At 62.6% G+C, this 24,946-nt stretch carries 20 protein-coding genes; 10 read left to right on the top strand and 10 right to left on the bottom strand.

Annotated features, from left to right (window positions below):
* Window positions 1–51: 51 nt before the first annotated feature.
* Complete coding sequence (locus tag SSA02_RS07945; protein WP_147093536.1) at window positions 52–840, bottom strand: ABC transporter permease; 789 nt, start codon at window positions 838–840, stop codon at window positions 52–54.
* 386 nt (window positions 841–1,226) lie between these two features.
* On the opposite strand from SSA02_RS07945, the gene SSA02_RS07950 reads away from it, so the two are divergent.
* The 3 genes from SSA02_RS07950 to SSA02_RS12715 all read left to right on the top strand — a co-directional run bounded on the left by SSA02_RS07950 (window position 1,227) and on the right by SSA02_RS12715 (window position 9,101).
* Entirely contained in the window at window positions 1,227–3,323 is a 2,097-nt protein-coding gene (locus tag SSA02_RS07950; protein WP_246103768.1) for a M3 family metallopeptidase, read from the top strand.
* Between the two features lie 481 nt (window positions 3,324–3,804).
* On the top strand, window positions 3,805–6,648 hold the full coding sequence (locus SSA02_RS07955; protein WP_147093537.1) for a TonB-dependent receptor: 2,844 nt from the start codon (window positions 3,805–3,807) through the stop codon (window positions 6,646–6,648).
* Window positions 6,648–9,101, top strand: coding sequence for a Ca2+-dependent phosphoinositide-specific phospholipase C (locus tag SSA02_RS12715; protein WP_186807724.1), 2,454 nt, complete (start codon window positions 6,648–6,650; stop codon window positions 9,099–9,101). Before SSA02_RS07955 ends, SSA02_RS12715 begins: the two co-directional genes overlap by 1 nt.
* A gap of 38 nt (window positions 9,102–9,139) precedes the next feature.
* On the opposite strand, the gene zapE is transcribed toward SSA02_RS12715, so the two are convergent.
* Window positions 9,140–10,306 (bottom strand): cell division protein ZapE, encoded by a 1,167-nt coding sequence (zapE, locus tag SSA02_RS07965; protein ID WP_186807725.1) that lies wholly within the window; start codon window positions 10,304–10,306, stop codon window positions 9,140–9,142.
* A 234-nt stretch (window positions 10,307–10,540) separates the two neighbouring features.
* Here zapE and sdhC point away from each other — a divergent pair, with 234 nt between their 5' ends.
* Genes sdhC through SSA02_RS07985 form a run of 4 tightly spaced genes read left to right on the top strand, consistent with a single transcriptional unit; the run spans window position 10,541 to window position 13,993 of the window.
* On the top strand, window positions 10,541–10,990 hold the full coding sequence (gene sdhC / locus SSA02_RS07970) for a succinate dehydrogenase, cytochrome b556 subunit (RefSeq protein WP_246103734.1): 450 nt from the start codon (window positions 10,541–10,543) through the stop codon (window positions 10,988–10,990).
* 4 nt (window positions 10,991–10,994) lie between these two features.
* The gene (gene sdhD, locus SSA02_RS07975) at window positions 10,995–11,402 is read left to right on the top strand and encodes a succinate dehydrogenase, hydrophobic membrane anchor protein (RefSeq protein ID WP_147093539.1); all 408 of its coding nucleotides are present in this window, start codon (window positions 10,995–10,997) and stop codon (window positions 11,400–11,402) included.
* Entirely contained in the window at window positions 11,399–13,201 is a 1,803-nt protein-coding gene (gene sdhA, locus SSA02_RS07980; RefSeq protein WP_147093540.1) for a succinate dehydrogenase flavoprotein subunit, read from the top strand. Before sdhD ends, sdhA begins: the two co-directional genes overlap by 4 nt.
* 12 nt (window positions 13,202–13,213) lie before the next feature.
* The gene (locus SSA02_RS07985; RefSeq protein ID WP_147093541.1) at window positions 13,214–13,993 is read left to right on the top strand and encodes a succinate dehydrogenase iron-sulfur subunit; all 780 of its coding nucleotides are present in this window, start codon (window positions 13,214–13,216) and stop codon (window positions 13,991–13,993) included.
* Window positions 13,994–14,193: 200 nt separating this feature from the next.
* On the opposite strand, the gene gmk is transcribed toward SSA02_RS07985, so the two are convergent.
* Both gmk and SSA02_RS07995 read right to left on the bottom strand, forming a co-directional pair.
* Window positions 14,194–14,823 carry a guanylate kinase gene (gene gmk / locus SSA02_RS07990; RefSeq protein WP_147093542.1) on the bottom strand — a complete coding sequence of 210 codons (630 nt, stop codon included), beginning with the start codon at window positions 14,821–14,823 and terminating at the stop codon, window positions 14,194–14,196.
* 102 nt (window positions 14,824–14,925) lie between these two features.
* Entirely contained in the window at window positions 14,926–15,984 is a 1,059-nt protein-coding gene (locus tag SSA02_RS07995; RefSeq protein ID WP_147093543.1) for an SDR family oxidoreductase, read from the bottom strand.
* Between the two features lie 160 nt (window positions 15,985–16,144).
* Between SSA02_RS07995 and SSA02_RS08000 the strand changes: the two genes are divergently transcribed.
* Window positions 16,145–16,528 carry a winged helix-turn-helix transcriptional regulator gene (locus SSA02_RS08000; RefSeq protein ID WP_147093544.1) on the top strand — a complete coding sequence of 128 codons (384 nt, stop codon included), beginning with the start codon at window positions 16,145–16,147 and terminating at the stop codon, window positions 16,526–16,528.
* A 102-nt stretch (window positions 16,529–16,630) separates the two neighbouring features.
* On the opposite strand, the gene SSA02_RS08005 is transcribed toward SSA02_RS08000, so the two are convergent.
* Complete coding sequence (locus SSA02_RS08005) at window positions 16,631–17,629, bottom strand: aldo/keto reductase (RefSeq protein ID WP_147093545.1); 999 nt, start codon at window positions 17,627–17,629, stop codon at window positions 16,631–16,633.
* A gap of 233 nt (window positions 17,630–17,862) precedes the next feature.
* Between SSA02_RS08005 and SSA02_RS08010 the strand changes: the two genes are divergently transcribed.
* Window positions 17,863–18,756: a LysR family transcriptional regulator gene (locus tag SSA02_RS08010; protein ID WP_147093546.1), complete on the top strand. Its 894-nt coding sequence runs from the start codon at window positions 17,863–17,865 to the stop codon at window positions 18,754–18,756.
* 30 nt (window positions 18,757–18,786) lie between these two features.
* Here SSA02_RS08010 and SSA02_RS08015 read toward each other — a convergent pair whose 3' ends face one another.
* The 3 genes from SSA02_RS08015 to SSA02_RS08025 are packed head-to-tail and all read right to left on the bottom strand — an operon-like array spanning window position 18,787 to window position 22,374.
* Entirely contained in the window at window positions 18,787–20,214 is a 1,428-nt protein-coding gene (locus SSA02_RS08015; protein ID WP_147093547.1) for a cytochrome c, read from the bottom strand.
* Window positions 20,215–20,217: 3 nt separating this feature from the next.
* Complete coding sequence (locus tag SSA02_RS08020; protein WP_147093548.1) at window positions 20,218–21,828, bottom strand: GMC family oxidoreductase; 1,611 nt, start codon at window positions 21,826–21,828, stop codon at window positions 20,218–20,220.
* Window positions 21,829–21,837: 9 nt separating this feature from the next.
* The gene (locus SSA02_RS08025; protein WP_147093549.1) at window positions 21,838–22,374 is read right to left on the bottom strand and encodes a sugar dehydrogenase complex small subunit; all 537 of its coding nucleotides are present in this window, start codon (window positions 22,372–22,374) and stop codon (window positions 21,838–21,840) included.
* A 210-nt stretch (window positions 22,375–22,584) separates the two neighbouring features.
* Here SSA02_RS08025 and SSA02_RS08030 point away from each other — a divergent pair, with 210 nt between their 5' ends.
* Entirely contained in the window at window positions 22,585–23,673 is a 1,089-nt protein-coding gene (locus SSA02_RS08030; protein WP_147093550.1) for a LacI family DNA-binding transcriptional regulator, read from the top strand.
* Between the two features lie 110 nt (window positions 23,674–23,783).
* On the opposite strand, the gene SSA02_RS08035 is transcribed toward SSA02_RS08030, so the two are convergent.
* Window positions 23,784–24,155: a VOC family protein gene (locus SSA02_RS08035; RefSeq protein ID WP_147093551.1), complete on the bottom strand. Its 372-nt coding sequence runs from the start codon at window positions 24,153–24,155 to the stop codon at window positions 23,784–23,786.
* 70 nt (window positions 24,156–24,225) lie between these two features.
* The gene (locus SSA02_RS08040; RefSeq protein ID WP_147093552.1) at window positions 24,226–24,936 is read right to left on the bottom strand and encodes a helix-turn-helix transcriptional regulator; all 711 of its coding nucleotides are present in this window, start codon (window positions 24,934–24,936) and stop codon (window positions 24,226–24,228) included.
* Between the last annotated feature and the right edge of the window lie 10 nt (window positions 24,937–24,946).

The following is a 24,946-nucleotide window of genomic DNA, read 5'->3' on the forward strand; positions in this document are numbered from 1 at the left end:
CGCCCGGCAGGGAATGCACTGCAAGGCGCGCTCTGCCCGCGCCGGGCGTCTTCAGTTCACGTGCAGATATTTGCGAACGCGATGGGTGAGATACAGAGCGATGATGAGAAGCGCCGCCGTTATGTATGCGTCGTAAAGGATATTGTATTTGACCGAAGCGGCACCGCCGAACTGCCCCCCTCTGATCATCTCTATATTGTTTGCCATGGGAGACAACATGAGTATCCACTGATATTTGGGCGGCAACCAGGAAACCATGATGAAAGCTCCCGAGAAGGGAAGAGCCAGATAGGAAACAATATTAACGCATTTCTCGACGAAGTCCGAAATCTCGGACAGAGCTGCGACTAGAAACGCGGTAATCATGCAAAATACCGACTGAAAGAAGAAACCGAGATAAAGAAGTCCGATATCTGCTGGAGGCTTCATAAAACCCAGACCGATTGCAGCGAGCCAGACGATGATGCCAGCCATGATCGTTCCGATCACTTCCAGATAGGACCGCGCCGTGATGATATCGAGTGGTGTGACCTGCCGGTGGAAGAGGAGACTGCCATTTGCCTCGAAGGCCTTGACCGCACGGATGAGGCAGTGACGCCACATTGTGAGCGGTACATAGCCGGTCACGACGAGCGCTGTCATCCCGAGCCCGTGCTCCCGCGCCGGACGGGTGAGCGTCCACATGACGGACACCCCTACGCAAAAGATCACAGGCTCGCCGATCACCCACAGAAAACCGATATTGCCCCGGCCGTAGCGGGTCAGCATTTCACGGAAGACCAGCGCGTTGATGACGTCGATCTGTTTCCGAAACCCTCTCAGCACCGGAAAATTTTTCATGTTCGGTCTCTCAGCAATGTCTTCGCTCTCCCTACCATCGGCACCGGTCGTTCTCAATCCGGCTCATGCCCCCGATCGTCGCGCCCCCGTTTTTCGCAGCCCCGATCATTGCAACGAGGATGTGCAACCACGATCGAGACCACCGCTGTTTGCCGTTATGGGTCCGTTCCCGGCCCTGCGCCGGGCACGAGTGCCCTTTCCTATCACGGTTTCCCGCACGGATGACAATCCCGGCATGGCGTGCGAACGTCCCTTTCACCCAACGCATTCCCTCGTTTGACGCTCCCGTCTTTCCTTCCTACGGTCTTGCGAAACGATTTGTATGAGAAAGTCACAGAATGATGTCTCCCAGACGCGCCCTTGCCCTTTCGGCGCTCGCCTTGCCCATGCTTGCCTCGACCTCTCTGGCAGCGCCGGCATCCAATCCCCTGCTCACTCCGAGCAGCCTGCCCTATCAGGCGCCGCCCTTCGACCGGATCAAGGACAGCGACTATGTGCCAGCCTTCGAGAAAGGCATGGCCGAGCATCTCGCCGAGATCCGCCGGATCGCGAACGACAAGGCCGCGCCGACATTCGAGAACACGATCGTCGCAATGGAGCGCTCCGGGCAGCTCCTGAATCGTGTGCAGAACGTGTTCTACGGCGTCTATTCGGCGGACAAGGATGACGCCATGGACGCGATCGACAGCAAGGAAGCGCCGAGGCTCAGCCAGCATCAGGATGAGATCTATCTCGATCCGAAACTCTTCGGACGCGTCCGGACCCTCTGGGAGAAGCGGGACACGCTTTCCCTCACCCCCGAGCAGGCGATGCTGCTCGACGTGTATTACAAGCAGTTCGTCCATGCCGGTGCCGAACTCTCCGCCTCAGACCAGAAAACGCTGCGCGATCTCAACACCCGTCTGACGAAGCTGGAAACCGCATACGGCCAGAAGCTCGTCGCAAGCGCGAAGGCGGGCGCGCTGGTCGTCGACCGGAAAGCCGCACTCGATGGCATGGATGACGGCGCCATCGCCGCTGCCGCCAAGGCGGCCGAGGGACGCAAGCTGACCGGGAAATACCTGATCCCGCTCCAGAACACGACCCAGCAGCCGGCGCTCGCCGCGATGAAGGACCGGGCGACACGGAAGGCTCTTTTCGACAGGAGCTGGACCCGGGCCGAACGGGGCGATGCAAACGATACGCGCAAGACCATCGCGGAAATTGCCAGATTGCGCGCGCAGAAGGCGGCACTCTTCGGTTATCCCGACTACGCGGCCTATGCGCTCTACGATCAGATGGCCAGAACGCCGGAAGCGGTCAACGCCTTCATTCACAAGCTCGTCCCGGCCACTGCCGCCGAACAGCATCGCGAGGTTGCCGCGCTTCAGAAGGTCATCGCCGCAGACCATCAGAAATTCGCGTTGCAGCCCTGGGACTGGACGCATTACGCGGAACAGCTGCGCAAGCAGGAATTCGCTCTCGACCAGGACGAGATCAAACCCTATTTCGAACTGCATACGGTTCTGACCGATGGCGTTTTCTACGCCGCAAACCAGCTCTATGGAATCACCTTCCGGCCGCGCAAGGACATTCCGGTCTACAACCCCGACGTGATGGTCTATGAGGTCAGGGACAAGGACGGCTCCCCTCTCGGATTGATGTATTTCGACTACTTCAAGCGCGACAACAAATCCGGCGGGGCCTGGATGTCGAACTTCGTCGGACAATCCGATCTGCTGAAAACGCGTCCGGTGATCTACAATGTCGCGAACTTCACGAAGGCCGCTCCGGGTCAGCCGCAGCTGATCACGTCGGACGACGTGACCACGATGTTCCATGAATTCGGACACGCGCTGCACGGACTTTTCGCGAGCCAGACCTATCCCACCCTGTCGGGCACCAGTGTTGCGCGCGATTTCGTCGAGTTCCCCTCGCAGTTCAACGAGAACTGGGCCATGGATCCGAAGGTCTTCGCCCATTATGCGAAGCACTACAAGACCGGCGCCCCGATGCCGCAGGCCCTCTTCGACAAGATAAAGAAGGCGGCCCATTTCAATCAGGGCTATGCGCTGGGCGAGATCGTCGCTGCGGCGCAGCTCGACATGTCGTGGCACGAACTGCCCGCATCGGCCCCGCTCCAGAACGTCGACGCCTTCGAGAAGAAGGCTCTGGACGAGACGGGGCTCGATGTCGCCCATGTTCCGCCCCGCTATCGTTCCAGCTATTTCCTGCATATCTGGTCCAACGGATATTCGGCCGGATATTATGCCTATCTCTGGACCGAGATGCTGGATCAGGACGTCTATTCCTGGTTCATGAAGCATGGGGGCCTGACACGGGAAAACGGTCAGCGCTTCCGCGACATGATCCTCTCGAAGGGCCATACGATGGATTACGGGCCGATGTTCCGTGCCTTCTACGGCAAGGATCCCGAGATCGGCCCGATGCTCTCGCATCGCGGACTCACAGACACGGACACCGATACAGGCACCGGGAACTGACCCGTTCCGCCTGCTGCGCCCATGGCGCGGCAGGCGAGCGCAGCCCGACGCCGTCCGGCCTCATGCATCCATCCGGTGCATTCATCTGGCCGGGCGGGTTCGCCCGCCTCCCCTTTGGGGAGAAGACGGCTTTTCGCCCGACATGCCAGACCGCAGGCCGCGCCACGCCACGCCACGCTTCCGGGCGGGATGAAGATTACTTTTAATAAAGCCTTCACACACGCACCCGTTTCGACAGACTAGAACGATCACGTCGACTCGATTCTCCGCACGATAACCGTGCCCTGGGATCACGAGTCCACGCGCCTATTTGTTCGTTACTTAAAAATAACAAGAATTCGGCTTTTTCGTGCGTGTGCCGGGAAAGGAGGCCTCTGCCTGCCTTCTCCCGGCGTCATAGGGACATAGCAGCCCGTTTCCATGACCCCTGTCGCCGCAATGCCGAGCCTCGTCGTTCTGTGTTACCGGAGTCTGCCGTTTCATGATCCCATCCTTCCCGTTGCACGTCCCGTTTCATGTGCCGCGTCGTTCGCGCACCTATGCTTCGTTACGATCCCGTCACGTCGCAATTCTCGTTGCGCTGGGCGCCGTCCCTCCGGCTCTTGCTGCGGAGCAAGGCGCCGATCGCACGGGATCGGTCGACAAGACCCGAAACGACCGCGCGAAGACGGCGCTTCGCAAGCCGGTTGTCATGGAGCATATCCGGGTTCGTGCGCAACGCGGCGGCACGGTTGCCGCGGCCCTAGACGAGCAGAGACGATCCAGTCAGGTGACGACGATCCTGTCGCGGGAGCAGATCGAACGCGCCCCCGAAACCAATCTCGCTGACATTCTGACGCGCCTGCCGGGCGTCTCGGCCTATAGCAACATGGCCGGCGGACAGGCGGCGACAGGCGAATCCCAGTTCATGACCATTCGGGGTCTGGATTCGAGTTACAACGCCTATACGCTCAACGGCGAACGGATCGCACCAGCCGATCCCTCCACCCGCGCCATCTCCTTCGACATGCTGGCCCCTTACGGCATCACGGCCATCAAGGTCTCGAAAAGCACGAATGCAGAGATGGATGGCGACGCGATCGGCGGTGCGATCGACATACGCACGCCGACCGCCTTCGATTTCTCCGGCCCTTACCGGAAGATCATCCTGCAAGGCCAGCTCAATGACAATGCCGCACGGACAGGCACCCCGGATCTCGGAGGTGTCGCCCAGGCGGAATTCGCACGTCGCTTCGGCCGGGACGGGCGCTTTGGCGTCTATGCGACGGGGTATTACACGTCCAAACACGTTCTCGCCAATGCGGTGGCGCCAAACCGGGCCTATGTTCCGGCGATAGAGGCACAATCGGGCGTCGCGACTCTCGATCAGGCATCGCAGCTCACGACCACCCAGGTGAAATACGATCTCTTCACCAGCAGCATCAAACGCTATGGCGGTTCTCTCTCGCTCAATTTCAAGGGCGAGCGACATGAGTTCTACGCCCTGGGCACCTGGGGCCAGTACACGACCCGTATCGACGACAACCAGGTCGGGTTACGGGGCGCCGATGCGGGATATGGTGCCGACGGCCTGTATCGCTCCCAGGGTATGGCGAGAGCGCAATATTTCACGACCAACGATTCCGCCCAGCTCCTCACGACCCAGAAACTTGGCGGAATCAGTCATATCGGACGCTGGACAGCCAGTTACGACGTCTTCAACAGCTATGGCGAACAGGCCAGCCCCAACACGGTCGAGGCGAGCATGTATGGCAACGGCTCGATCCCGGGGCCTTTTACATTCGAACTGGCGAACACCACCCTTCCGGCACTGGTCGGTCCCTCCGGCGCGCTCGCAGAATTGCGCGACCAGAATTTCAGCCGTTTCTGGAAAACGCAGGGACGGGACGCGCAGAGCACGGCGGATATGTACGGCGTGCATGCCGATGCGGCCTATCGGTTCGGCAATACGATCCTCCAGACGATCCAGTTCGGTTTCAAGTTCAGCAACACGCAGAGACGGGCCTGGTCCCATCCCTATTTCCACAGCGACAACAATTTCATCTATGACGGCCCGTTCTTCGGTGGGCAGAACTGGCCCTATACGAATGGCGCAGGTCCGCGCGTCGGGAATATTCCGGGATATCAGGTCGACGCTTTCGGCGGAAAACTCGGCGATTTCCGTATTCTCGATCGCGACTGGATCAAGGATACGACCGTGCCGTACAAATACAGCAACGATCCGCAGGGTGCGGGCAATTACACGCGCAACGACTGGAACGCCAACACCAGCACGGGATCCGAGAAGATCTATGCCGGTTTCGTCTCCCTGGCACTCCGGGCGGGCGATGTCGATATCCGCCCCGGTTTCAGATACGAATTCACCGATTTCGGCGGCACGCACTGGCAGTCCAATGGCGACAACGCGACCGGACGCTTCGTCCGTATCGGCCAGTCCTACGGGACGCCGCTTCCCTATCTGAACGTGAACTGGCGCCCCACCGCGCTCAGCGTGCTCCGTTTTTCGGTCCGGCGCGGTCTGACGCGCCCGGCCTACGGGCTGATCAACGGCGCATCGACCCTCAGCCTCGACCCGGTCACCAACGCCATTCTCTCGGTTTCCCAACCGAACCCCGATCTGCGACCGACCACGGCAACGATGTTCGATTTCTCGGCCGCTCTCTATAACCGTCATGCAGGTGTCGTCTCGGCCTCGGTCTATTACAAGCAGATCGAGAAATTCATTTTCACGTCGGTATCCAACGCGAATAACAGCGCGACACTCGGTGGCAACGTGCCGACCAACGCGACCACAGACGGAAACACGACATACAGAATGCCGGTCAACGGTCGGGGGGCGACACTCGAGGGCATCGAGCTCTCCGCCCAGCAAACCCTGTATTTTCTTCCCGGATGGCTGAGCGGGTTCGGCGTGAACGGCAATGTGACATTGCAGCACTCCAACGCAACCAGCAATATCGCCGGACATCCCGACACGGCGCTGCCGCGCGCGCCGGAGATGATGTACAATCTCGGATTTTACTACAGTCGGGACCGGATCCATTTCGATCTCAACTATAATTATATCGGCACGCAGCTTCTCAGCGTGAATTCCAGAGTGCCGGATTTCTATCTCCAGCCGACACAGCGCCTCGACCTGAGCGCAAAATACCGCTTCGGATGGGGGCTGACCGGCACGCTGGCAATGCAGAACCTGCTGAACACCCCCGCTTTCTGGGAGACGATGGGCAAGGGAAAATCCTATCTCGCCTATGACAGCTCGGCGAATGGCGCATTCGTGCAGACGGGCCGCATGTATCTCGCCGGACTGACCGGAGAATTCTGATGCCGTCGCGGCGTCGTTCCTTCCCCTTCTTCTTCTCCTTCCCCTTCTCCGGCCCGGGCGGGCCGGGCGCGCGTGACGGAACCGACGGAGCCCGTGCCCTGCATCCGCGCAGCCTCGAGGCGCGCGGCCGTTGCACGGGGAGCTTCTGCATTCTGCTTCCGGGCGTTCTGCTTTTTGGCGCATCGCTCTGCGGCGCCACCGCCGGAAGAAGCGCCCAGGCAGCAGAAAGCGCGACAGAACGCGCGGATATCCACGCGCTCCGTCTCGACCAGATCCAGCTCATCGGTACGCATAACAGCTACCATGCAGGAAGCCGGCACCTCGACGCGATCGCCGCTCGACATCCCGCTCTGGCGCGCCTTCTGGATTATCGCCACGCGCCGCTCGACATCCAGCTCGATCACGGAATCCGCCAGATCGAGCTCGATCTCTATGCCGATTCAGAAGGCGGGCGATTTGCCTCCCCCCATAATCCCGACAGACCGGGAGAGGCATGGCCCCTGCCTGCCGCCGAGCGCGCGATCATGCGCAGACCCGGCTTCAAGGTGATGCATATCCCCGATATCGATCAGAACGCGACCTGTCAGCCCTTCACGGCCTGCCTGCGCCTCATCCGGTCCTGGTCCGAACGCCATCCTCGCCACACCCCGGTTTTCGTTCTTCTCGAAATTGCCCGCAACAACGATCTCGCAGGCGGTACGCCGGTCGAGCGAATGACCCCGCATCACTTCGACGCGCTCGATTCCGAGATACGGTCGGTCTTCGGACCGGCCGCGCTGCTCGTGCCCGATGCCCTCCATGCGCAGGGGGAAACCCTCGGCCAGGCCGTTGCCCTTCATGGCTGGCCGCCTCTGGAGGCTGTTCGTGGCAAGATCGTCTTCCTCCTCGACCAGCAGGGCGATACCGCTGCCTACGAGGCAGGACATGCAGGGCTGAAAGGCCGGATCGCCTTCCCCAATGCCCGCCCGCAGAGTGACGACGCGGCCTTTACCGAAATGAATGACGGCCCGGCCGGAGCCGTCTCCCTTCTGGTCAGGCGCCATCTGCTCGTGCGCGTGCGGGCCGATGCCGATACGGAGGAAGGGCGGTCGGGCGCAATTGCCCGGCGCGATGCCATGCTTGCCAGTGGCGCCCAGATCGTCAGCACGGATTACCCGGACAGCGAACCGGCGTGGTGGAGTGGCTATCGCGTCGGCTTTCTCTCCGGCGCGTCGCTGCGCTGCAATCCCGTCACCGCCCCCCTGCCTTGTCCTGCCTCCTCTCCTCCCGGCGCCTCTCACGCCTTGGGTTCGCCTCCCTCGCCGTCCCGTCATTCCGTCGGGCTCGATATCGCGTCGGATTCGATGCCCGCTCTCGTCCGGATCGTGCTGGTCATGAGACACGGGCTCCGCACCCCCTTGCCGGGACAGGAACCGGCAAGCGTCGCTCTTCCCGGTGGCTGGCCCGCATGGACGGAGCCTCCGGGCGCCCTGACGGCGCGCGGCCGCAAGGCCATGCGGGCCAATGGCGTGTTTCTGCGTTCGTGGCTGAGCCGGTCGGGCCTGCTCGAAGGGCAGGACTGCCCGCCCCCGGGCACGATCGCCCTGATCGCCAACTCGGAACCCCGCACGATCGCCAGCGCCCGCAGCTTGCGGGACGGGCTGGTGCCCTCGTGCCGTCTGTCGATCGACCACCGCGATTCCGGCATTGCGGATCCTCTCTTCTCTCCGCGCGCGACCGATCCGGAACGTTTCGATATGAAATCCATCATCCCGTCCCTGCCAGATCCCGACCGGTCCTCCACGCCGCTTCGGGAGGCCATCGATCGTCTCGCGGATCTCGTTTCATGTTCCGGTGGCCCATGCGCCTTTCTCCGGGAGCCTGGCCGGGTTTCGCCCGATGGAACCGGTCACCGCATGATCCTCTCCGGACCGATACAGGAAGGCTCGTCGATCGCCGAGGCGCTCATGCTGGCCTATCTCGATGGAAAACCCCTGCATCCGCTACCGGGTGGAGGCTGGCTCGATGCGCATATACTGGGCAGGCTTTCAGCGCTTCATGCCGCGATGCTCGATGCAACCCTGCGCCCGCCCCCCATCGCCGCCCCGCTTTCCCGCTCCCTGCGACGGAGGATCGTGCAAGACCTTCTGTCCGGGGAGGGACCGGCGCTCAAGGTCTATGTCGGTCATGACGATACGATCGTGCCGCTCCTCGGCATGCTCGACATCCATGTCGATGCCCCCGGCTATGCGCGAGACGAGATCCCGGTCGGCTCGGCGCTTGGCTTTGCGCTGTATCGGGACCGGGACGGCAACGGCTTCGTCAGGACGCTCTTCCTGTCGCAGATGCCGGTGGCCATGCGTGAGGCGCCCGATAGCGCCATGCCCTCGATGGCTTTTCCCCATGTCCCGATCTGCGGCACGGATCCGAACGGATGTCCCCTCCGGACCCTGACCGGCGCACTCGGACGATGACGGCGGGCCTGTATCCGGGTCCCGCTCAGTCCTCGCCCCTATTCCTCGTCCTGCCCCTCTCCCCACCCCTGGGCGCGCATCTCGTCGAGACGCGAGGCCGTTCTCTCGAAGGCGCGGGCATTTTCGCCCGTCCGATAAAGCGTCTCCGGCAATGAGGCGGCACTCGCGCGGAGACGGACGCGGTTTTCGTAAAGGACATCGACGAGCGTGATGAAACGGCGCACCTTGTCGAAATCGTCCGGCACGAGCGCGGGAATGGCGTCGAGAAAGAGCGTATGGAACTGCGAGGCCAGCGCGAGATAATCGGCCGGTCCGAGCGGCGTGCCGCACAGATCCTCGAAACCGAACCAGGCGACCCTGTCGCGACAGGCGGGCACGGCGATGCGACGCGAACCCACCGCGACGGTTCCGGGTTCGGCCCTTCCTCCTGTCGCCGCCTCGAAAGCCTGACGCAACAACGTGCTGTTTTCTGCAGAGTCCGGCACGAGCCAGACCGTTTCGTCGGGCAGACGCCCTCTGCGGTAATCGCGGACGGCCTCGAGCGTCAGCACATCCATATGTGCGGAAAACGCCTCGAGATAGGGCTTCATGGTCGCCCTGTTCTGTGTCTGCGACTTCATCAGCGCATCCGGAGCCGTGTTCGACGTTGCAACCACGACCGTTCCGAGCGCCATGGTCAGATCCAGCAGACGCAGGACGAGAAGCGCATCGGACATGTCGTTGATCTGGAATTCGTCGAAACAGAGCAGATCGTACTGCGCATGGAGCTTTCCGGCGAGATCGCGCACCGGGTCCTCGCGCCGCGTCTGGCGGCTCTGGGGCCTGTTCAGGACACGCAGGACCTCCTGCATGAAGACGTGAAAATGGATCCTGCGCTTTTTCTCCAGAGCGATCTCGCGACAAAAGAGATCCATCAGCATGGTCTTGCCCCGCCCGACATCTCCGACGAGATAGAGCCCCCTGAGCGGTTGCGGCCTTCGGCGCGTCAGGCGCGACAGAAAACCGTCGCCGCCCTCATGTCGTCGGGTCAGCTCCGTGGCGAGCCGGTCGAGCGCCATCGCCGCTGCCCGCTGCGCAGGATCCGGTTGCAGGGTCCCGCTCGAAACCAGCTGCTCATAGGTGGCGAACACGCCCTTGCCGCGGATGGGGGTCATATCGGGACGCATATCGCCGGAACGGGAGGGAACGGGGCTCGAATACGACATGAAGCTTCCTTGTGCCGGACGCATGGTTTTGCGCATGTCCGTCCTAGCATGCGCAGTCGATACAGGGAGCGGGCCAGTACCGTCACGCCTGTGTGAGGCAGAACGGGATTATCCCAAATACAAGACAAAATCAGTGCCCATTCTCACATCAATATGCACATGACGGACAACACGAATGCGACTATGTGGGTTAGACATCGCATAGCCCGATTGACAGAATTCCGAGGTATCGCCATGGCTTCCGACGGACGTGAAGCGTTCTATCACGGCACCGACACTGAGGGGCAGGCCATCCGGCGGCCCATGTCTCCCCATCTCGACATCTACCGTTTTCGCCTCTCTATGGCGCTTTCCATCGGCAACCGCATGGCGGGTGTCGCTTCTGCGCTCGGCGCCCTTCTGGCCGTTTCCTGGCTCGGCGCCCTGGCGCAGGGGCCGCGCAGCTTCGCGCGCGCCCAGAAAATCGCGACCAATCCGCTGGGCCGGCTCGTGTTTCTCGGCTGGGGCGTCGCGACGCTCTACCATTTCGTCGCCGGGATCCGTCACCTGATATGGGATAGCGGAGCCCGCTTCGAGAAAAAGGAGATCGACCGGGACGGCAAACGCTCTCTCTTTCTCACGGGGGGGCTGTCCGTCGGACTGGTTGCTGCCTTCGTGACGCTCTCCCGCATTCGCAAAGGATAACGCCATGACGCGTCTCTCCGACATGCGTACGCCCCTCGCGCGTGCCAAGGGCCTGGGCGGCCTGCCCGACGGGGCCGAACACTGGACTGCCGAGCGGGTCTCCGCATTGCTTCTGGCGCCTTTGTCCCTGTGGGGTGTGACCCAGATCCTGCGTCTTGCCGGGCGCGACCGGGAGACCATTCTCGCCTGGGCAGGACGCGTGCAGAACGCCGCCCCGCTGGGGCTGCTCATCGCGCTGACGGCGCGCCACGCACAGCTCGGTCTGGAGGTGATCGCCTCCGATTACGCACGCGGGTGGCGGCGCGTCGGCCTGCGCCTCCTGATCCGTCTGGCGACCCTGGTTTTCGTCGCGATCGGCGCCGCCTCGCTCGCCCGCATCATCATGACCCGCACGCCGGAGGCGAAACAATGAGCGAAACACGCCCGGGAAATTACCGCATCGTCGATCATGCCTATGACGTGGTCGTGGTCGGGGCTGGCGGGTCCGGCCTGCGCGCCACGCTCGGCATGGGCGCCGGCGGGTTGCGTACCGCCTGCGTCACCAAGGTGTTTCCGACCCGTAGCCATACCGTTGCCGCCCAGGGCGGAATCGGCGCCGCTCTGGGGAACATGGCCGAGGATAACTGGCGCTGGCACATGTACGATACCGTGAAGGGATCGGACTGGCTGGGCGATCAGGACGCCATCGAATTCATGTGTCGCGAGGCGGAAAGCGCCGTCATGGAGCTGGAGCATTTCGGTGTGCCCTTCTCCCGCACCGAAGACGGCAAGATCTATCAGCGCCCCTTCGGCGGCCATATGAGCGAATACGGCAAGACGCCTGTCGCACGCGCCTGCGCCGCCGCCGATCGCACGGGCCATGCGATCCTGCATACGCTGTATCAGCAATGCCTGAAGCATCGCGTCGACTTCTATGTGGAATATTACGTCCTCGATCTCATCATGGACGAGAGCGGCGCCTGTCGGGGGATCGTCGCCTGGTGCCTCGATGACGGATCGATCCACCGGTTCAGCGCCAAGACGGTCGTTCTTGCGACTGGCGGTTACGGCCGGGCCTTCCAGAGCTGCACATCCGCCCATTCCTGCACCGGCGATGGCGGCGGTCTCGCGATGCGTGCCGGTGTCCCGACCCAGGACATGGAATTCGTGCAGTTCCATCCGACCGGCATTTTCCCTGCCGGTTGCCTGCTGACGGAAGGATGCCGCGGCGAGGGCGGTTATCTGACCAATGGCGAGGGGGAACGCTTCATGGAGCGCTATGCCCCCACGGCCAAGGATCTCGCCTCGCGCGACGTGGTTTCACGGGCCATGACCATCGAGATCAATGAAGGGCGCGGTTGCGGTCCGAAAAAAGACCATATCATGCTCCATCTCGAGCATCTCGGCCCCGAATTGCTGCATCAGCGCCTGCCGGGCATCTCCGAAACCGCACGGATTTTCGCAGGCGTCGACGTCACCAGGGAGCCCGCCCCGGTCCTTCCCACGGTGCATTACAACATGGGAGGCGTCCCCACCAATCTGCATGGCGAGGTTCTGCGCCCGACGGAGGACGATCCCGATCGCGTCGTCCCCGGATTGATGGCGGTGGGAGAGGCGGCCTGCGTCTCGGTGCATGGCGCAAACAGGCTCGGCACGAATTCCCTCCTCGACCTCATCGTGTTCGGCCGGGCCGCCGGGAAGCGCGCCGCCGAACTCATCGATCCGACCGTGCCCGTTCCTCCCCTGCCCCAGGGCGCGGGAGACGAGATCATCGCCAGATTCGACCGGTTGCGTCATGCAGAAGGGCGTTTCAGCGTGGCCGAGCTGCGCGAACGTCTGCAGCGCACGATGCAGAGTCACGCGGCCGTCTTCCGCAATACACGCTCGCTCGCCGAAGGCTGCGAGAAGATCAGGACGTTGTGGAAGGATGCCGCCCATATGGGTCTGGCCGATCGCTCGCTGATCTGGAACAGCGATCTGATGGAAGCGCTCGAGTTCTTCAATCTTCTGGCGAATGCGACCGTCACCATCGAGAGCGCTCATGCCCGACACGAGACGCGCGGTGCCCATGCCCATGACGACTATCCGGAGCGGGATGACACGCACTGGATGAAGCACACCGTGTCCTATCTCGATGACGACGGGGAGGTCTCGCTGCTGTACCGTCCCGTACGCATGCAGACGCTGACCGATGAGGTCGATGTCTTCCCGCCCAAGAAACGCGTGTATTGAGGGGATCCGACCATGGTTGAACTCAGTCTGCCCAAAAACAGCACGCCTCGCCCCGGCAAGTTCCATCCGGCCCCGTCGGATGCGAAACGCAAGGCCGTCTTCCAGATCTATCGCTGGTCGCCCGATGACGACGAGAATCCCTGCCTCGACAGCTACGAGCTCGATCTGGACAAGGTCGGGCCGATGGTCCTCGACGCCCTGCTCTATATCAAGGACCATATCGACGCGTCCCTGACCTTCCGCCGTTCCTGCCGCGAGGGGATCTGCGGATCCTGCGCCATGAACATCGATGGCGAGAACACCCTCGCCTGCCTCAAGCCGATCAGCGCGATCAAGGGAACGATCAGGATCAATCCCCTGCCGCACATGCCCGTCGTGAAGGATCTCGTCCCGAATCTGAACGGCGCCTATGCGCAGCTCGAATCGATCCAGCCCTGGCTCAAGAGCGACACGCCGCCGCCGCCGGATACGGAGCGCCTGCAAAGCATCGAGGAGCGCGAAAAACTCGATGGCATGTGGGAGTGCATCCTGTGCTTCTGCTGCAGCACGTCCTGTCCGTCCTACTGGTGGAACGGCGACCGCTATCTCGGACCGGCCACATTGCTCGCGGCCAATCGCTGGATCATGGACAGCCGCGACGATCATACGGGCGAGAGACTCGCGGCTCTGGACGACTCGATGAAGCTCTATGGCTGCCGGACGATCATGAACTGTACCCAGACCTGCCCCAAGGGACTGAATCCGGCCAAGGCCATCGCCAATATCAAGAAGCTGCAGGTCGAGCGCGAATAAACCCGCGCGTCATGGGGCCGGGACCGGAGGACGCGGAACATGCGTATTCTCCGGTTCTTCCTCCCCCTCATGCCAGCACCGCACCCAGCACCACGCCCACAGCTCCGGGGGAACAAATTCCGGAACAGGCCGCCCGGGGGGGGCCTGCGCAAAGCCCGGGAGGGCGGGGGCTTCCGGCAATGCATCCCGGGAAGATGGCTTCAGGCTGCGCCGTATTCTTTCATGAGCTCGACGAGGCCCGTCTGCCGTCTGGTTCTGAGGCGGGAAGCGAGCAGGATGGCATGCGCCTCCCGCACGGCGGTATCGAGTTCCTCGTTGATCAGGACGTGATCGAATTCGCTCCAGTGAGAGATCTCGTTGAGCGCCGCAGCCATTCTCCGGTCGATCTCGGCTGCGTCGTCGGAAGCACGTGAGCGCAGACGACGATCGAGTTCCTTCATCGAAGGCGGCAGGACGAACAGGCTGACCACATCGTCGGGCAGGGCCGAACGCAGGAGCCTATGTCCCTGCCAGTCGATATCGAAGACCATATCGCGCCCGCTGGCGAGGGCCGCCTCGACGGGCGCGCGCGGGGTTCCGTATCCCCGCCCGAACACTTCCGCCCATTCCAGAAGCGCCCCCTCATCCGCCATTGTCCGGAACTGCTCGAGACTGCGGAAATGATAGTGAACGCCGTCCTTCTCTCCGGGGCGCGGCGCGCGCGTGGTGACCGAAACCGAATGGACGAGGCTGGAATCCCCGGCCCGAAGGGCGTTTGCGATGGTCGATTTTCCAGCCCCGGACGGTGCCGAGATCACAAAGCAAACGCCACGCCGTGCCACCCTAGTCATGACCCGTTTCTCCTCCCGGTCCCCTGATCGTATCCCGCAAGGCATAGCGGCTCGGCATGCGTTTGGAAACATGGCCCGGAACGGGGACGCGAAAGGACTCTCTCAGGGAATGTATCGCGATGCGCGCAACTGGTCGAAGAGATCGCAGAAGGACCGCTCGGTCGACTGATAGCGTGCAAAACCGGCTTCCCGGCTCTTGGTCATATCGGTGACGCATTCCACCGGCCTGCCGAGATCGGCATCGGTATGCCAGGGCGAGGCGAGTTTCGAGAGATCGTCCAGCTGCAGGGCATGAGCCTTCGCGATACGGCGCCATGCCTCTTCCTGGCCCTTCAGACGCGCCTCGAGCGGGGAGACCGCCCCCGGATAGGGGGCTGCCTCGATCCCGAACCAGGATGCCAGACGCGGCCAGAGCCATTTCCAGCGGAACACGTCCCCATTGACGATGTTGAAGGCTTCGTTGCGTCCGCCCGGCGCGGTGGCAGCCCAGTGAATATGGGCGGCGAGCTGGCGCGCATCGGTGACATCGGTCAGTCCGTTCCACTGAACCGCCGAGCCGGGAAACACGAAAGGCAGTCCGGTCTCGCGACAGAGACTGGCATAGACCGCAAGCGTCGTACCCATGTTCATGAGATTGCCGATCGCATGACCGATGACGGTATGCGGCCGGTGCACCGACCAGGAGAATCCGTGACGTGCGGCCGCCTCGAAAAGTACGTCTTCCTGCGCGTAGTAGAAATTCTCGCCGGGCAGGCGGGGCATGTCCTCACGAAACGGCGTCTGTGGCGGCGCACCGGCTGCGTAACTCTCGAACGGTCCGAGATAATGTTTGAGACCGGTCACAAGACCGACATGAACGAGCCTCTCGGGATGGGGCAATGCCGAGAAGACGTTGCGCAGCATGGCGCTGTTTGCGATGCAGTTCTCGGCCTCGGTCGCCTTTCGGGTCCAGGTCGTGAAAAACAGACAATGCGGCGCGACGTCCGCAAGCGCCGTCCCGAGCTGCCCGGGATCGAGCGTATCGGCCCTGACGGGAACGACCTGCTCGGGAAGCCCCTCGACGTTCCGGGCCAGTCCGTACACGGTCCAGCCCTCGGCCAGAAGACGGGAGGCAAGGTTACGACCGACAAGTCCGGTCGCTCCGACGATCAGCGCACGCATGATGACTCCTGACACCCTCCGGGAATAATCCGTCCCGGAAGTGCATGACGGGGAATGCTCCCCGGCTGGTTTCGATGGGTGTCACGCTGTGATATTTGCGTTGCAAAGACAATCCGGCACGTTCTGGTGCCCGGTTACCGCGAGGTTCCCACACCCGGTCATGACGCATTCTCCCGATTCCGGATCCTCTCTCCCGGCAGGATACCGGACTGCCCCTTTCGCCGAGGATTGCGCACCCCGGAAGCTTCTCAGGCTTTTTTCCGCGAAATGGGTGACGATGATCCTCCACGCCCTTCACCTGTCCGGGGGTGGGTCCCGTCCGGGCCAGTTGCTGCGCAATCTCCCGGGACTGTCGAAAAAGATGATGACCCAGACCCTGCGCGATCTGGAAGCGAAGGGCCTGGTCTCGCGCCATGTGATGGCGGAGGCGCCCCCGGTCGTGGAGTATCGCCTGACCGCTCTGGGACAATGTCTCATCGAACCGCTCGAGCAGCTTTATGGCTGGGGGGTCGAACACGCCCATATTCTCGACCGGATCGACTGAACGCATCCCGCGCATCGCCCCCTCCGGTAGAGTTTTCCGGGGGACGGTTTCCGGGGGCTACAGTTCCCGGGGGCCGTATCTTGCGCCTCTCTCCCCGGGATCTCAGCGCCCGACGAGGGATTCGAGATGATCGGGATAACGCTTCCCGACGACATCGATCGCATCGAGCGCCCCGTCGATCCGCGCGACATCCTCCGGGGTCAGGACGATATCGAGCGCAGCCATGTTCTCGTCGAGGCGAGCGGGATTGCGGGTTCCCGGAATCGGCACGATCCAGCGTTCCCGTGCGAGGAGCCAGGCAAGGGCGATCTGGGCGGGCGTCGCCCCGTGCGCTTCGGCAATCGCCTCGAGGCGGGAGACGAGCCCCTGATTGGCGGCCACGGCCTCGGCGGAAAAACGCGGTACGACGCTGCGAAAATCCCCCTCACCGAAGCGGGCCTGCGCGTCGATCCTGCCGGTGAGAAACCCCTTTCCCAGAGGACTGAACGGGACGAAGCCGATCTCCAGCTCACGCAGCAGGGGCAGGATCTCGCGCTCCGGCTCGCGCCACCAGAGCGAATATTCGCTCTGGACGACAGAAACGGGATGCTCCTCATGCGCTTTGCGAATCGACAGTGCGCCAGCCTCCGAGAGGCCGAAATGGCGGACCTTCCCCTCCCAGACCAGTTCCTTGACCGCGCCCGCGACCTCTTCCATGGGCACATCCGGATCGACCCTGTGCTGATAGAAAAGATCGATCACGTCTGTCCGCAATCGCAGAAGCGACTCCTCGGCGACCTGACGGATCCGCTCGGGGCGACTATCCACGCCGTTTTGCGTCTTCCCGTCCCGGAAGCCGAATTTCGTCGCAATGATCACCTCCCGGCGGAAGGGAGCGAGCGCCTCGCCTAGAAGCGCCTCATTCGTGAAAGGACCGTAGGCCTCGGCCGTATCGAAGAACGTCACTCCCCTGTCGAAGGCCCCCCTTAGAAACGCTACCGCCCGCGCATGATCCTCGGCCGGGCCGAAACCGAAGCTGAGCCCCATGCATCCCAGACCGAGCGCCGAAACGTCCGGACCATGCGCCCCGAGCCGTCTTGTCTGTACCGTCGTCCTTGTCATGTCCGATGCTCCCTCATCGAAACCGTCCGCAGGGCTGGGGCACCGGCCCGCAATTGCCTGTCGCGCCCCGGCGGGGAAACACGCGGCGATCGCGTTCGACCCGCATCGACGGCTTTCATCCGTTCCTCAGGCTCCGCCCGTCGCGAAACCCGATCGATGACGCGAGAAAACCAGACTGGCGTAAGGAGGATAAGTCGCTATTGTCGACTTGAACCAATATCGGATTTTCATGAATGAACCGCGAGGACCTGGCCGATCTCAACGCCTTCATGATCGTGGCGGAAGAACAGAGCTTCACCCGGGCCGCGAGTCGCCTGGGCACGTCGCAATCGGCACTGAGCCATACGATCAGACGTCTCGAGACCCGTCTGGGGCTGCGTCTTCTGACCCGGACGACGCGTCGTGTGGCCACGACCCATGCGGGAGAAAAACTCCTCGGGACGCTGGCCCCCGCGCTCGATGCGATATCGAGCGAGATCGCCTCGCTGAGCGACCTGTCCGAAAAACCCTCCGGCCTCATTCGCCTGACCACCTCGGAACACGCCGCCACCAGTATTCTCTGGCCCGCTCTGAAACGGCTCCTGCCCGATTATCCGGGCATCCAGGTCGATGTCGAGATCGAGGCCGGGTTGAGCGATATCGTGGCGGAACGCTTCGATGCCGGTATCCGTCTCGAGGAAACCATTGCGAAAGACATGATCGCCGTACCGATCGGCCCCCCCTTGCGTATGGCCGTGGTCGGCGCGCCAGGCTATTTCAGAACCCACCCGGTGCCGGAAACGCCCCAGGAGCTCTCCCGCCATCACTGCCTCAAGCTGCGTATGTCCACCTCGGGCGGCGTCTATGCATGGGAACTGGAAAAGGGACGCCGCAGCCTGCGCGTCCGGGTGGAAGGTCAGCTCACATTCAACAATGCGGCGATGCTGCGTGAAGCGGCCCTCGACGGCTTCGGTCTCGCCTGCGTCATGGAGGATCAGGTGATGGATCATGTCGCCGCAGGCCGCCTCGTGCGCGTCCTCGAGGACTGGTGCCCGCCTTTCCCAGGATATCACCTCTATTATCCCAGCCGCCGCCAGTCTTCCGCCGTCTTTCGCCTTCTCGTCGAGGCCCTGCGCTACAGGTCCTGACGCCCCTGCCCCGACGCAGTCCGGGCCGTCTCACGGTCTTTCGGGGCGCGTATTGAGCGCCCTGCTTCCCGATGGCAGCGCCTGAGCCGCGAAATCTGCCGTATCGAGCCTGCGCAAGGCGGCAACCTGAGCGGAGTCCACGGCCATCTCCCTGCCTCCGAAAGTCCGGCTCAGAAAGCGTACGATCGCGACGATCTGCGCATCGCTCAGATCCTGCCGGAAAGCCGGCATGGCCGCGAGACCGTCCGCTCCGTTGCGATGCACACCTGCGAGTATGGTCATGACCAGATTATCGGGTTTTCCGCCTCGCAGGATCGTGCTTTCGCGAAGGGCAGGATAATAATCGTCCTGCGTTCCCGATCCGTCCAGCTGGTGACAGGACGCACAGGCAGCGCGATAGAGAGCGGCACCGCCCGCGACGGAGCGATAATCCCTGCGATCGGCATAGGGACCAGGATTGGCGGCGCGTTCCCTGCGCGCCATGGCAAGCACCGCCTCGCTCCCGGCGGAAGAGAAACCGTATTCGCGCTCTCCGGATATCGTTTTCCGCCGCGGCTCGACGGGTATCGCACCGGATCCGGAACGATCGATGAGTCTCAGATAATACGTGATGGCCGCAAGATCGTCGTCTGTCAGGTATCGCAGGGAATGCTCGACCGCCTCCCCCATCGGGCCTGCCGCAACGGCTCTGTCGCGCACATGACCGTTGCGCAGATAGGCGTCGATTTCCTCATCGCGCCAGGACGCCAGAGGACCGTTCCTGCCTGCAGCAATGTCGGGCGCAAACCAGCCACCGACCCGGGCGCCGGAGAGGGCCTTGCCCCGCTTTGCCGCCATCATGAAATTGCGCGGCGTATGGCAGGTGCCGCAATGAGCGATCGTTTCGACGAGATAGCGCCCGCGCGCCGCGCGCTCCGTTTCTGCGGGTCTTGGCGCGAAACGCGTACGATCGAGAAACAGCCAGTTCCACACCCCCATCAAACCGCGAAAATTATAGGGAAAACGCAGCCGGGTCTCGGCTCCGACCGGCTGCTCGACCGCGGCGACTCCCTGCCGCATATAGATATACAGGGCGTGGATATCGCGATCCGTAAGCCCTGAATAGGAATCGTAGGGCATCGCGGGATAGAGATGTCTCCCATCGGAAGAGAGGCCCTCGCGTACGGCGCGTGCGAAACCGGCTTCCGACCAGCGCCCGATTCCATAGCGGATCGATGGCGTGATATTGCTCGAATAGATCACGCCCATGGGCGACTGGATGCCGTATCCGCCACCAAAAACAGGCCCGCCCGGCCGCGTATGGCAGGCGACGCAATCTGCGGCACGCGCAAGATAGGCGCCCCTGGCCAAGAGCGCGTCTTCCGACGCATGGGCCGCACCGGGCGCTGCGGCGAACATGCCGGTCGCCAGACCGCCGAGGAGAAACCGGCACCGCCGGAAAAGCCCGTATCCTCGCATGTGTCAGACCTCGCGCAGAATGATGGATGCCGAACGCAGGGACAGGGCGCATCCGGTGAGCGTCGGGTTGACCACCGACGCGGCAGGCATCACCCCTGTGGTCGCCAGGAAGAGATTGTCGTGATCGTGGGTTCGCCCTTCGTGATTGACGACGGAATCGCGCGGATCGCTGCCCATGATCACGGTGCCCATGGGATGGTCGCGGTTTTCCCATACAGACAGGTTCTGCTCGAACACCTCGCCTTTCATCAGCCTCAGGAAATCGGCGTAGTCGTTCCGGATCACCGCGCGTGTCGCCCGGGCATAGTCATTGACATCGTAATGGATGTTCATCAGCGGCAACCCGTAGAAATCGCGATTGACGCGGCTCAGCGTCATGCGGTTGGTCGGCTCGGGCAGCATCTCGACATTCGAGCCCATGAAGAGCCAGCGTGCGGCCATATGCCGGATCGCCTCGTCGAGAGCGGGGCCGATGAGGCCCTGCGACAGAAGGCGCTCGGTGATCTGGACGTTCCCGACGAAATTGCCGACCTCGTGCCTTATGGCACCGTGCTCGCGCCGGAACGCTCCATCCCGCCATTTGAGGATATCGCCCTGCTGGACCGGCCCCCTGCCCGACCACATGGGTTCATCCGTGATCATCATCAGGGAAAAGGCGTTGTGATCCATGAGATTCCGCCCGACCATTCCCGACGCGTTCGCGACATCGGACAGAAGAAGCAGACGCGGCGTTTCGAGCGCATGGGCGGCAACCAGAACGTAGCGTGCCGTCAGACGCACCGATGTCCTTTCGGGGGTGAAATAGTGAACGGCCGCGATCTTCCTGCCATCGGGCGTCTTCTCGAGGCGATAGACCGTGGCGTCGGTAATCAGCCTCGCACCCGCGCGCTCCGCACGCGTGGCATGACGGTCGCCGCTGTACTGCGCCCCGATCGGGCAGATCGGCGAGCAGTTGTTATTGCCGACGCAGGCCGGACGCTCGTCATAAGGATCGGTCGCCCGGCCGTTCGGCTGATAGGTATAGGGATATCCTCCTTCGGCAAGGATCTCGCGCAGCCGCTTGTTGAAATAGCTGAACGCCTGCGGACGCACGGGAAACGGCGCCTGACGGGGCGGAAACGGCGCACCGCCATGGCCGCTGTAATCCGCGCTGTCATCGCCGGAGACGCCCATTTCGCGTTCGGCCTGATGATAGAAGGGCTCGAGATCGTCATAGGAAAGAGGCCAGTCGCGCCCGACACCGTACAGACTGCGCAGCCGGAAATCGTTGGGCAGAAGCCGCCAGCAGGCACCGCCCCAGTGCCAGGTGGTTCCACCGACCATGCGCAGCATCCCGGGCACGTATTCGATGGGTCCGCTATTGGTGATATAGCCGGGAACGAAGGAACTCGGCGCCCAGGGCTCGTTGGGATAAGGCTGGTTCCTGTTTCCCGCATCCGTACTGACATTGCCGCATTCGCGGAAGCTGTCGACGATCTTCCAGCGGGGCACGCGCGTGCCTGCCTCGATCATGATCACGGATTTTCCGTTCCGGGCGAGATGCGTTGCGGCGAGACTGCCGATCACGCCTGATCCGACGACAATTACATCGGCATCGTATTGGGTCGAGGTCATCGGTCGGGTTCAATCCGTCTGGAGGGTGGCAGGCGGCTCGGCCCAGAAACCCGGACCGCCGCGCGCATAGGTCGGGATGACCGTCGCATCGATTGTGGGACGCCACATGAGCGCGCCCTCATAGGTGATGAAAGCGGGCGTATCCGTTTCGGAGCGGGGCTTCATCGGCCCCACGCGCCCGAGATACCAGGCACCGACAATGGCCACCGCCGTGCCATGCAACAATGCGTCCCGAGGGAGATCGGATGCGCGATACGCCGCATGATCGCGGAGCCTGCGCGCGACCACAGCCCGGGCGAGACGCTCATAACGTCCGGAGAATTCCGGGTCCTTGCCCAGAAGAGCCTCCCAGACACGGAGCGCGATGCTCGTATCGAGATCGTCATGACCGGTCAGGAGCTGCGAGAGCGCGAGGAAATCCGGAGGCAGCGCGGCATGATGGACGGACTGCGCCCGACCGGATCCGTGCGAGGCGCGAAACAGCGCCATGGCCGGAAGACATGCGACACCGCAGGCAAGCACGGTTCGGCGCGTGAGTCTCTTCATCTGGTATATTCCCAACCCCACCGGGACATCCTGCGGTCGCTGCCCGTAAACCGGGACGATGTCACAGAAAAAACCGGATCGTCACATTCTCTGTGTAACGCCTGTTTGATCAGACGCATCAGATCGTTACCGCTATCGGTAACAGTATTCATGTAGAGTGATCGAACATCGTGATGATCTTTTTCCATCACTTCGCATGAGGTTTCTGTGATGCTCGATCTGCTTGTCGACGACGCCCAGCGGAAGAGACGCGTTACTCTGAAGGATATCGCAGCACTGGCCGGCGTCGGAACGGCGACGGTCGAAAGGGCGCTGAACAACCGCGGAAACGTGCGGCCCGAAACATGCCGCAAGATCCTGAATGTTGCGCGTGAGCTGAACTATTTTCCGTCCCTGCCCATAGGTCATCATGGCGTCATCCGGCTCGATGTACTTCTGGTCCGACCGGAAACCCTGTTCTATTCACGCATCAATTCCGCTTTCGAGCGTCTTGCCGCCTCTCTCGGCAAGGACGTCGTGATCCATCGCAGTTTCGTCAAAGAGGCGGATATTGCCGGATTCGTCGAGAAGATCACGCATCCGCCCTATCAACGCTCTGCCCTGATCCTGGCCTGCCCGGCCTATCCCGCCATTCTTTCTGCTTTGCGCGATGTCGCCGATAGCGGCCTTCCCGTCGTGCAGCTCGTCACGCGCAATCTGCCCGATCTGCCTTATGTCGGGATCGACAACCATGCCGCGGGACGGACGGCGGCCTTGTGCATGAAACGAAGCCTGGTTCACGGCAATGGCCGCGAAGAAGACGGCGAAAGAACCGGGGGCCATCGCCGCAGGCGGGGATCGGTCATCGCGCTCTGTCACTCGATGGCCTATGCCAATCATCGTGAGCGCATCGAGGGTTTTTCAGGCTTCCTCGCCGAGCAGACGGATGACCGCCTCTTTCTCAGGGACGTCCTGTTCGATCGCGACGATCCCGACGAGGCGGCCCGTCTCGTGCATCAGGCCATAGTGAGCGATCCGGATCTCGTCGGGATCTACACCGCCGGGGGGGACAGCCTGCATATCGGCACCGTTCTGAAAAAACATGCGGCGCGCGCGCTCTGCTGGATCGGGCATGAAGTCAACGACGTGACCCGGCGCTGCCTCGCTGACGGGACGATGACCCTTGCCATAGACCAGACCCCCGAACACCAGGCAGGCATCGCTCTTACGCTCTGCCTGCAGAAGCTCGGGATCATCCCCGCCCTCGTCGAAGCGGAGCCTCCGAAATTCCGTCTCGTCACCCCGGAAAATCTCGACTGATCCCTCCGTCCGGTGCGGCGATCCGCTCGCCCGGCCGACATTTTCGCCCATCGGGTGGCGCTATCGGCCGGAAACGAACAGCCGGAAACGAACGGGGAGCCCGGCCGTCTTCAGGGGGAGGTGGGACAGAACACGCGAAGGCGGTGTCCGTCAGGGTCGCATCCCGTCAGACTATACCCGAAACCGAGACGGGTCGGTGGCTGAAGGATATGTACGTTCATTTCCTTCCAGTGCGCGAATGCCCGGTCGACGGCATCGTCCTGCGCCACGACGAATCCCGCTTCGCTCGCACCCGGCCCCGGTTCGAACGCTGGCACGACGTCGCCCTGCCCCCACAAGCCGAGAGAGAGCGACGAGGACACGCCGAAGCTCGCATAATTGACCGTCTCGCATTGCGGCGCCCTGCCCAGAAGACGGGAGTAGAAAAGGACGGATCGCGCAACGTCGGAGACGTAGAACGTGATAAGCATCATTTCGGTCATGGTTTTGTTCCTGTTGATGAATGAAAGCCTCTCCGCGCGAGGAGCGACAGGAAACTGACCCGGCCCTTTGTCATTTTCTGTCAGGATCGACGTACCACGCCTCGATATTCCGGCTTTTCTGCCATTCGCGCATCAGGGCTTTCCGGTCTCGCGGATAACGGTCATCCGTGATCTCGAGCCCTGCGATGCGATCCAGACGGAAATGGCGGAATTCCTCTCGCAGCTTGCACCACGCGACCAGAACGAGAGCCGAGTCGAAATAGGCAAGTGCGCAAGGCCATAAGGTCCGTTCGGTCCGGTTGCCCTGAGCATCGGTATAGGAAAGCCGGATGATGTTCTTCAGCCGGATCGCCCGACGCAGGATATCCGGATCGGGGCCGGGCGCGACCTGCGTACAGGGGGGACCGGCCATCAGGGAAAGATGCTCCAGTGAGACGCGCGCATCCTCGGGAAGAACGGAAACGATGCGGGCGAATGCGCTCAGGGCCGCCTCGCGCAGACCGCGATCCGATCTCGAAGCGACCCAGTCCGCGCCGAGCGCGAGCGCCTCGATCTCTTCGGGCGTGAACATCAGCGGCGGAAGCAGAAATCCGGGCACGAGGACATAGCCGAGTCCCGGTTCTCCCCTTATATCGGCGCCCAGAGCCTGGAGCGCCCCGATATCGCGATAGACCGTGCGCAGGCTGGTTTCGAGGCGTTCCGCCAGTCGGCGCGCGGAAACGGGGTGCCGATAACGGCGGAGCAGATGCAGCAATTCGAGAAGGCGAGCGGATCGGGACATGGCGTCTGAA

The sequence above is a fragment of the Swaminathania salitolerans genome (genome assembly GCF_007988945.1).
Taxonomy (GTDB): Bacteria; Pseudomonadota; Alphaproteobacteria; order Acetobacterales; family Acetobacteraceae; genus Swaminathania; species Swaminathania salitolerans.

Excerpts from the sequence above, each read along its gene's own strand:
- SSA02_RS08015 (WP_147093547.1), bottom strand. The coding sequence starts at position 20,214 with ATGCGAGGATACGGGCTTTTCCGGCGGTGCCGGTTTCTCCTCGGCGGT.
- SSA02_RS08030 (WP_147093550.1), top strand. The coding sequence starts at position 22,585 with ATGCTCGATCTGCTTGTCGACGACGCCCAGCGGAAGAGACGCGTTACT.
- SSA02_RS07945 (WP_147093536.1), bottom strand. The coding sequence starts at position 840 with ATGAAAAATTTTCCGGTGCTGAGAGGGTTTCGGAAACAGATCGACGTC.
- sdhD (WP_147093539.1), top strand. The coding sequence starts at position 10,995 with ATGACGCGTCTCTCCGACATGCGTACGCCCCTCGCGCGTGCCAAGGGC.
- SSA02_RS08010 (WP_147093546.1), top strand. The coding sequence starts at position 17,863 with ATGAACCGCGAGGACCTGGCCGATCTCAACGCCTTCATGATCGTGGCG.
- SSA02_RS07995 (WP_147093543.1), bottom strand. The coding sequence starts at position 15,984 with ATGCGTGCGCTGATCGTCGGAGCGACCGGACTTGTCGGTCGTAACCTT.
- SSA02_RS08025 (WP_147093549.1), bottom strand. The coding sequence starts at position 22,374 with ATGAAGAGACTCACGCGCCGAACCGTGCTTGCCTGCGGTGTCGCATGT.
- zapE (WP_186807725.1), bottom strand. The coding sequence starts at position 10,306 with ATGTCGTATTCGAGCCCCGTTCCCTCCCGTTCCGGCGATATGCGTCCC.
- sdhC (WP_246103734.1), top strand. The coding sequence starts at position 10,541 with ATGGCTTCCGACGGACGTGAAGCGTTCTATCACGGCACCGACACTGAG.
- SSA02_RS07985 (WP_147093541.1), top strand. The coding sequence starts at position 13,214 with ATGGTTGAACTCAGTCTGCCCAAAAACAGCACGCCTCGCCCCGGCAAG.
- SSA02_RS08020 (WP_147093548.1), bottom strand. The coding sequence starts at position 21,828 with ATGACCTCGACCCAATACGATGCCGATGTAATTGTCGTCGGATCAGGC.
- gmk (WP_147093542.1), bottom strand. The coding sequence starts at position 14,823 with ATGACTAGGGTGGCACGGCGTGGCGTTTGCTTTGTGATCTCGGCACCG.
- SSA02_RS08000 (WP_147093544.1), top strand. The coding sequence starts at position 16,145 with ATGACGCATTCTCCCGATTCCGGATCCTCTCTCCCGGCAGGATACCGG.
- SSA02_RS07955 (WP_147093537.1), top strand. The coding sequence starts at position 3,805 with ATGATCCCATCCTTCCCGTTGCACGTCCCGTTTCATGTGCCGCGTCGT.
- SSA02_RS07950 (WP_246103768.1), top strand. The coding sequence starts at position 1,227 with ATGCTTGCCTCGACCTCTCTGGCAGCGCCGGCATCCAATCCCCTGCTC.
- SSA02_RS12715 (WP_186807724.1), top strand. The coding sequence starts at position 6,648 with ATGCCGTCGCGGCGTCGTTCCTTCCCCTTCTTCTTCTCCTTCCCCTTC.
- SSA02_RS08035 (WP_147093551.1), bottom strand. The coding sequence starts at position 24,155 with ATGACCGAAATGATGCTTATCACGTTCTACGTCTCCGACGTTGCGCGA.
- SSA02_RS08040 (WP_147093552.1), bottom strand. The coding sequence starts at position 24,936 with ATGTCCCGATCCGCTCGCCTTCTCGAATTGCTGCATCTGCTCCGCCGT.
- SSA02_RS08005 (WP_147093545.1), bottom strand. The coding sequence starts at position 17,629 with ATGACAAGGACGACGGTACAGACAAGACGGCTCGGGGCGCATGGTCCG.
- sdhA (WP_147093540.1), top strand. The coding sequence starts at position 11,399 with ATGAGCGAAACACGCCCGGGAAATTACCGCATCGTCGATCATGCCTAT.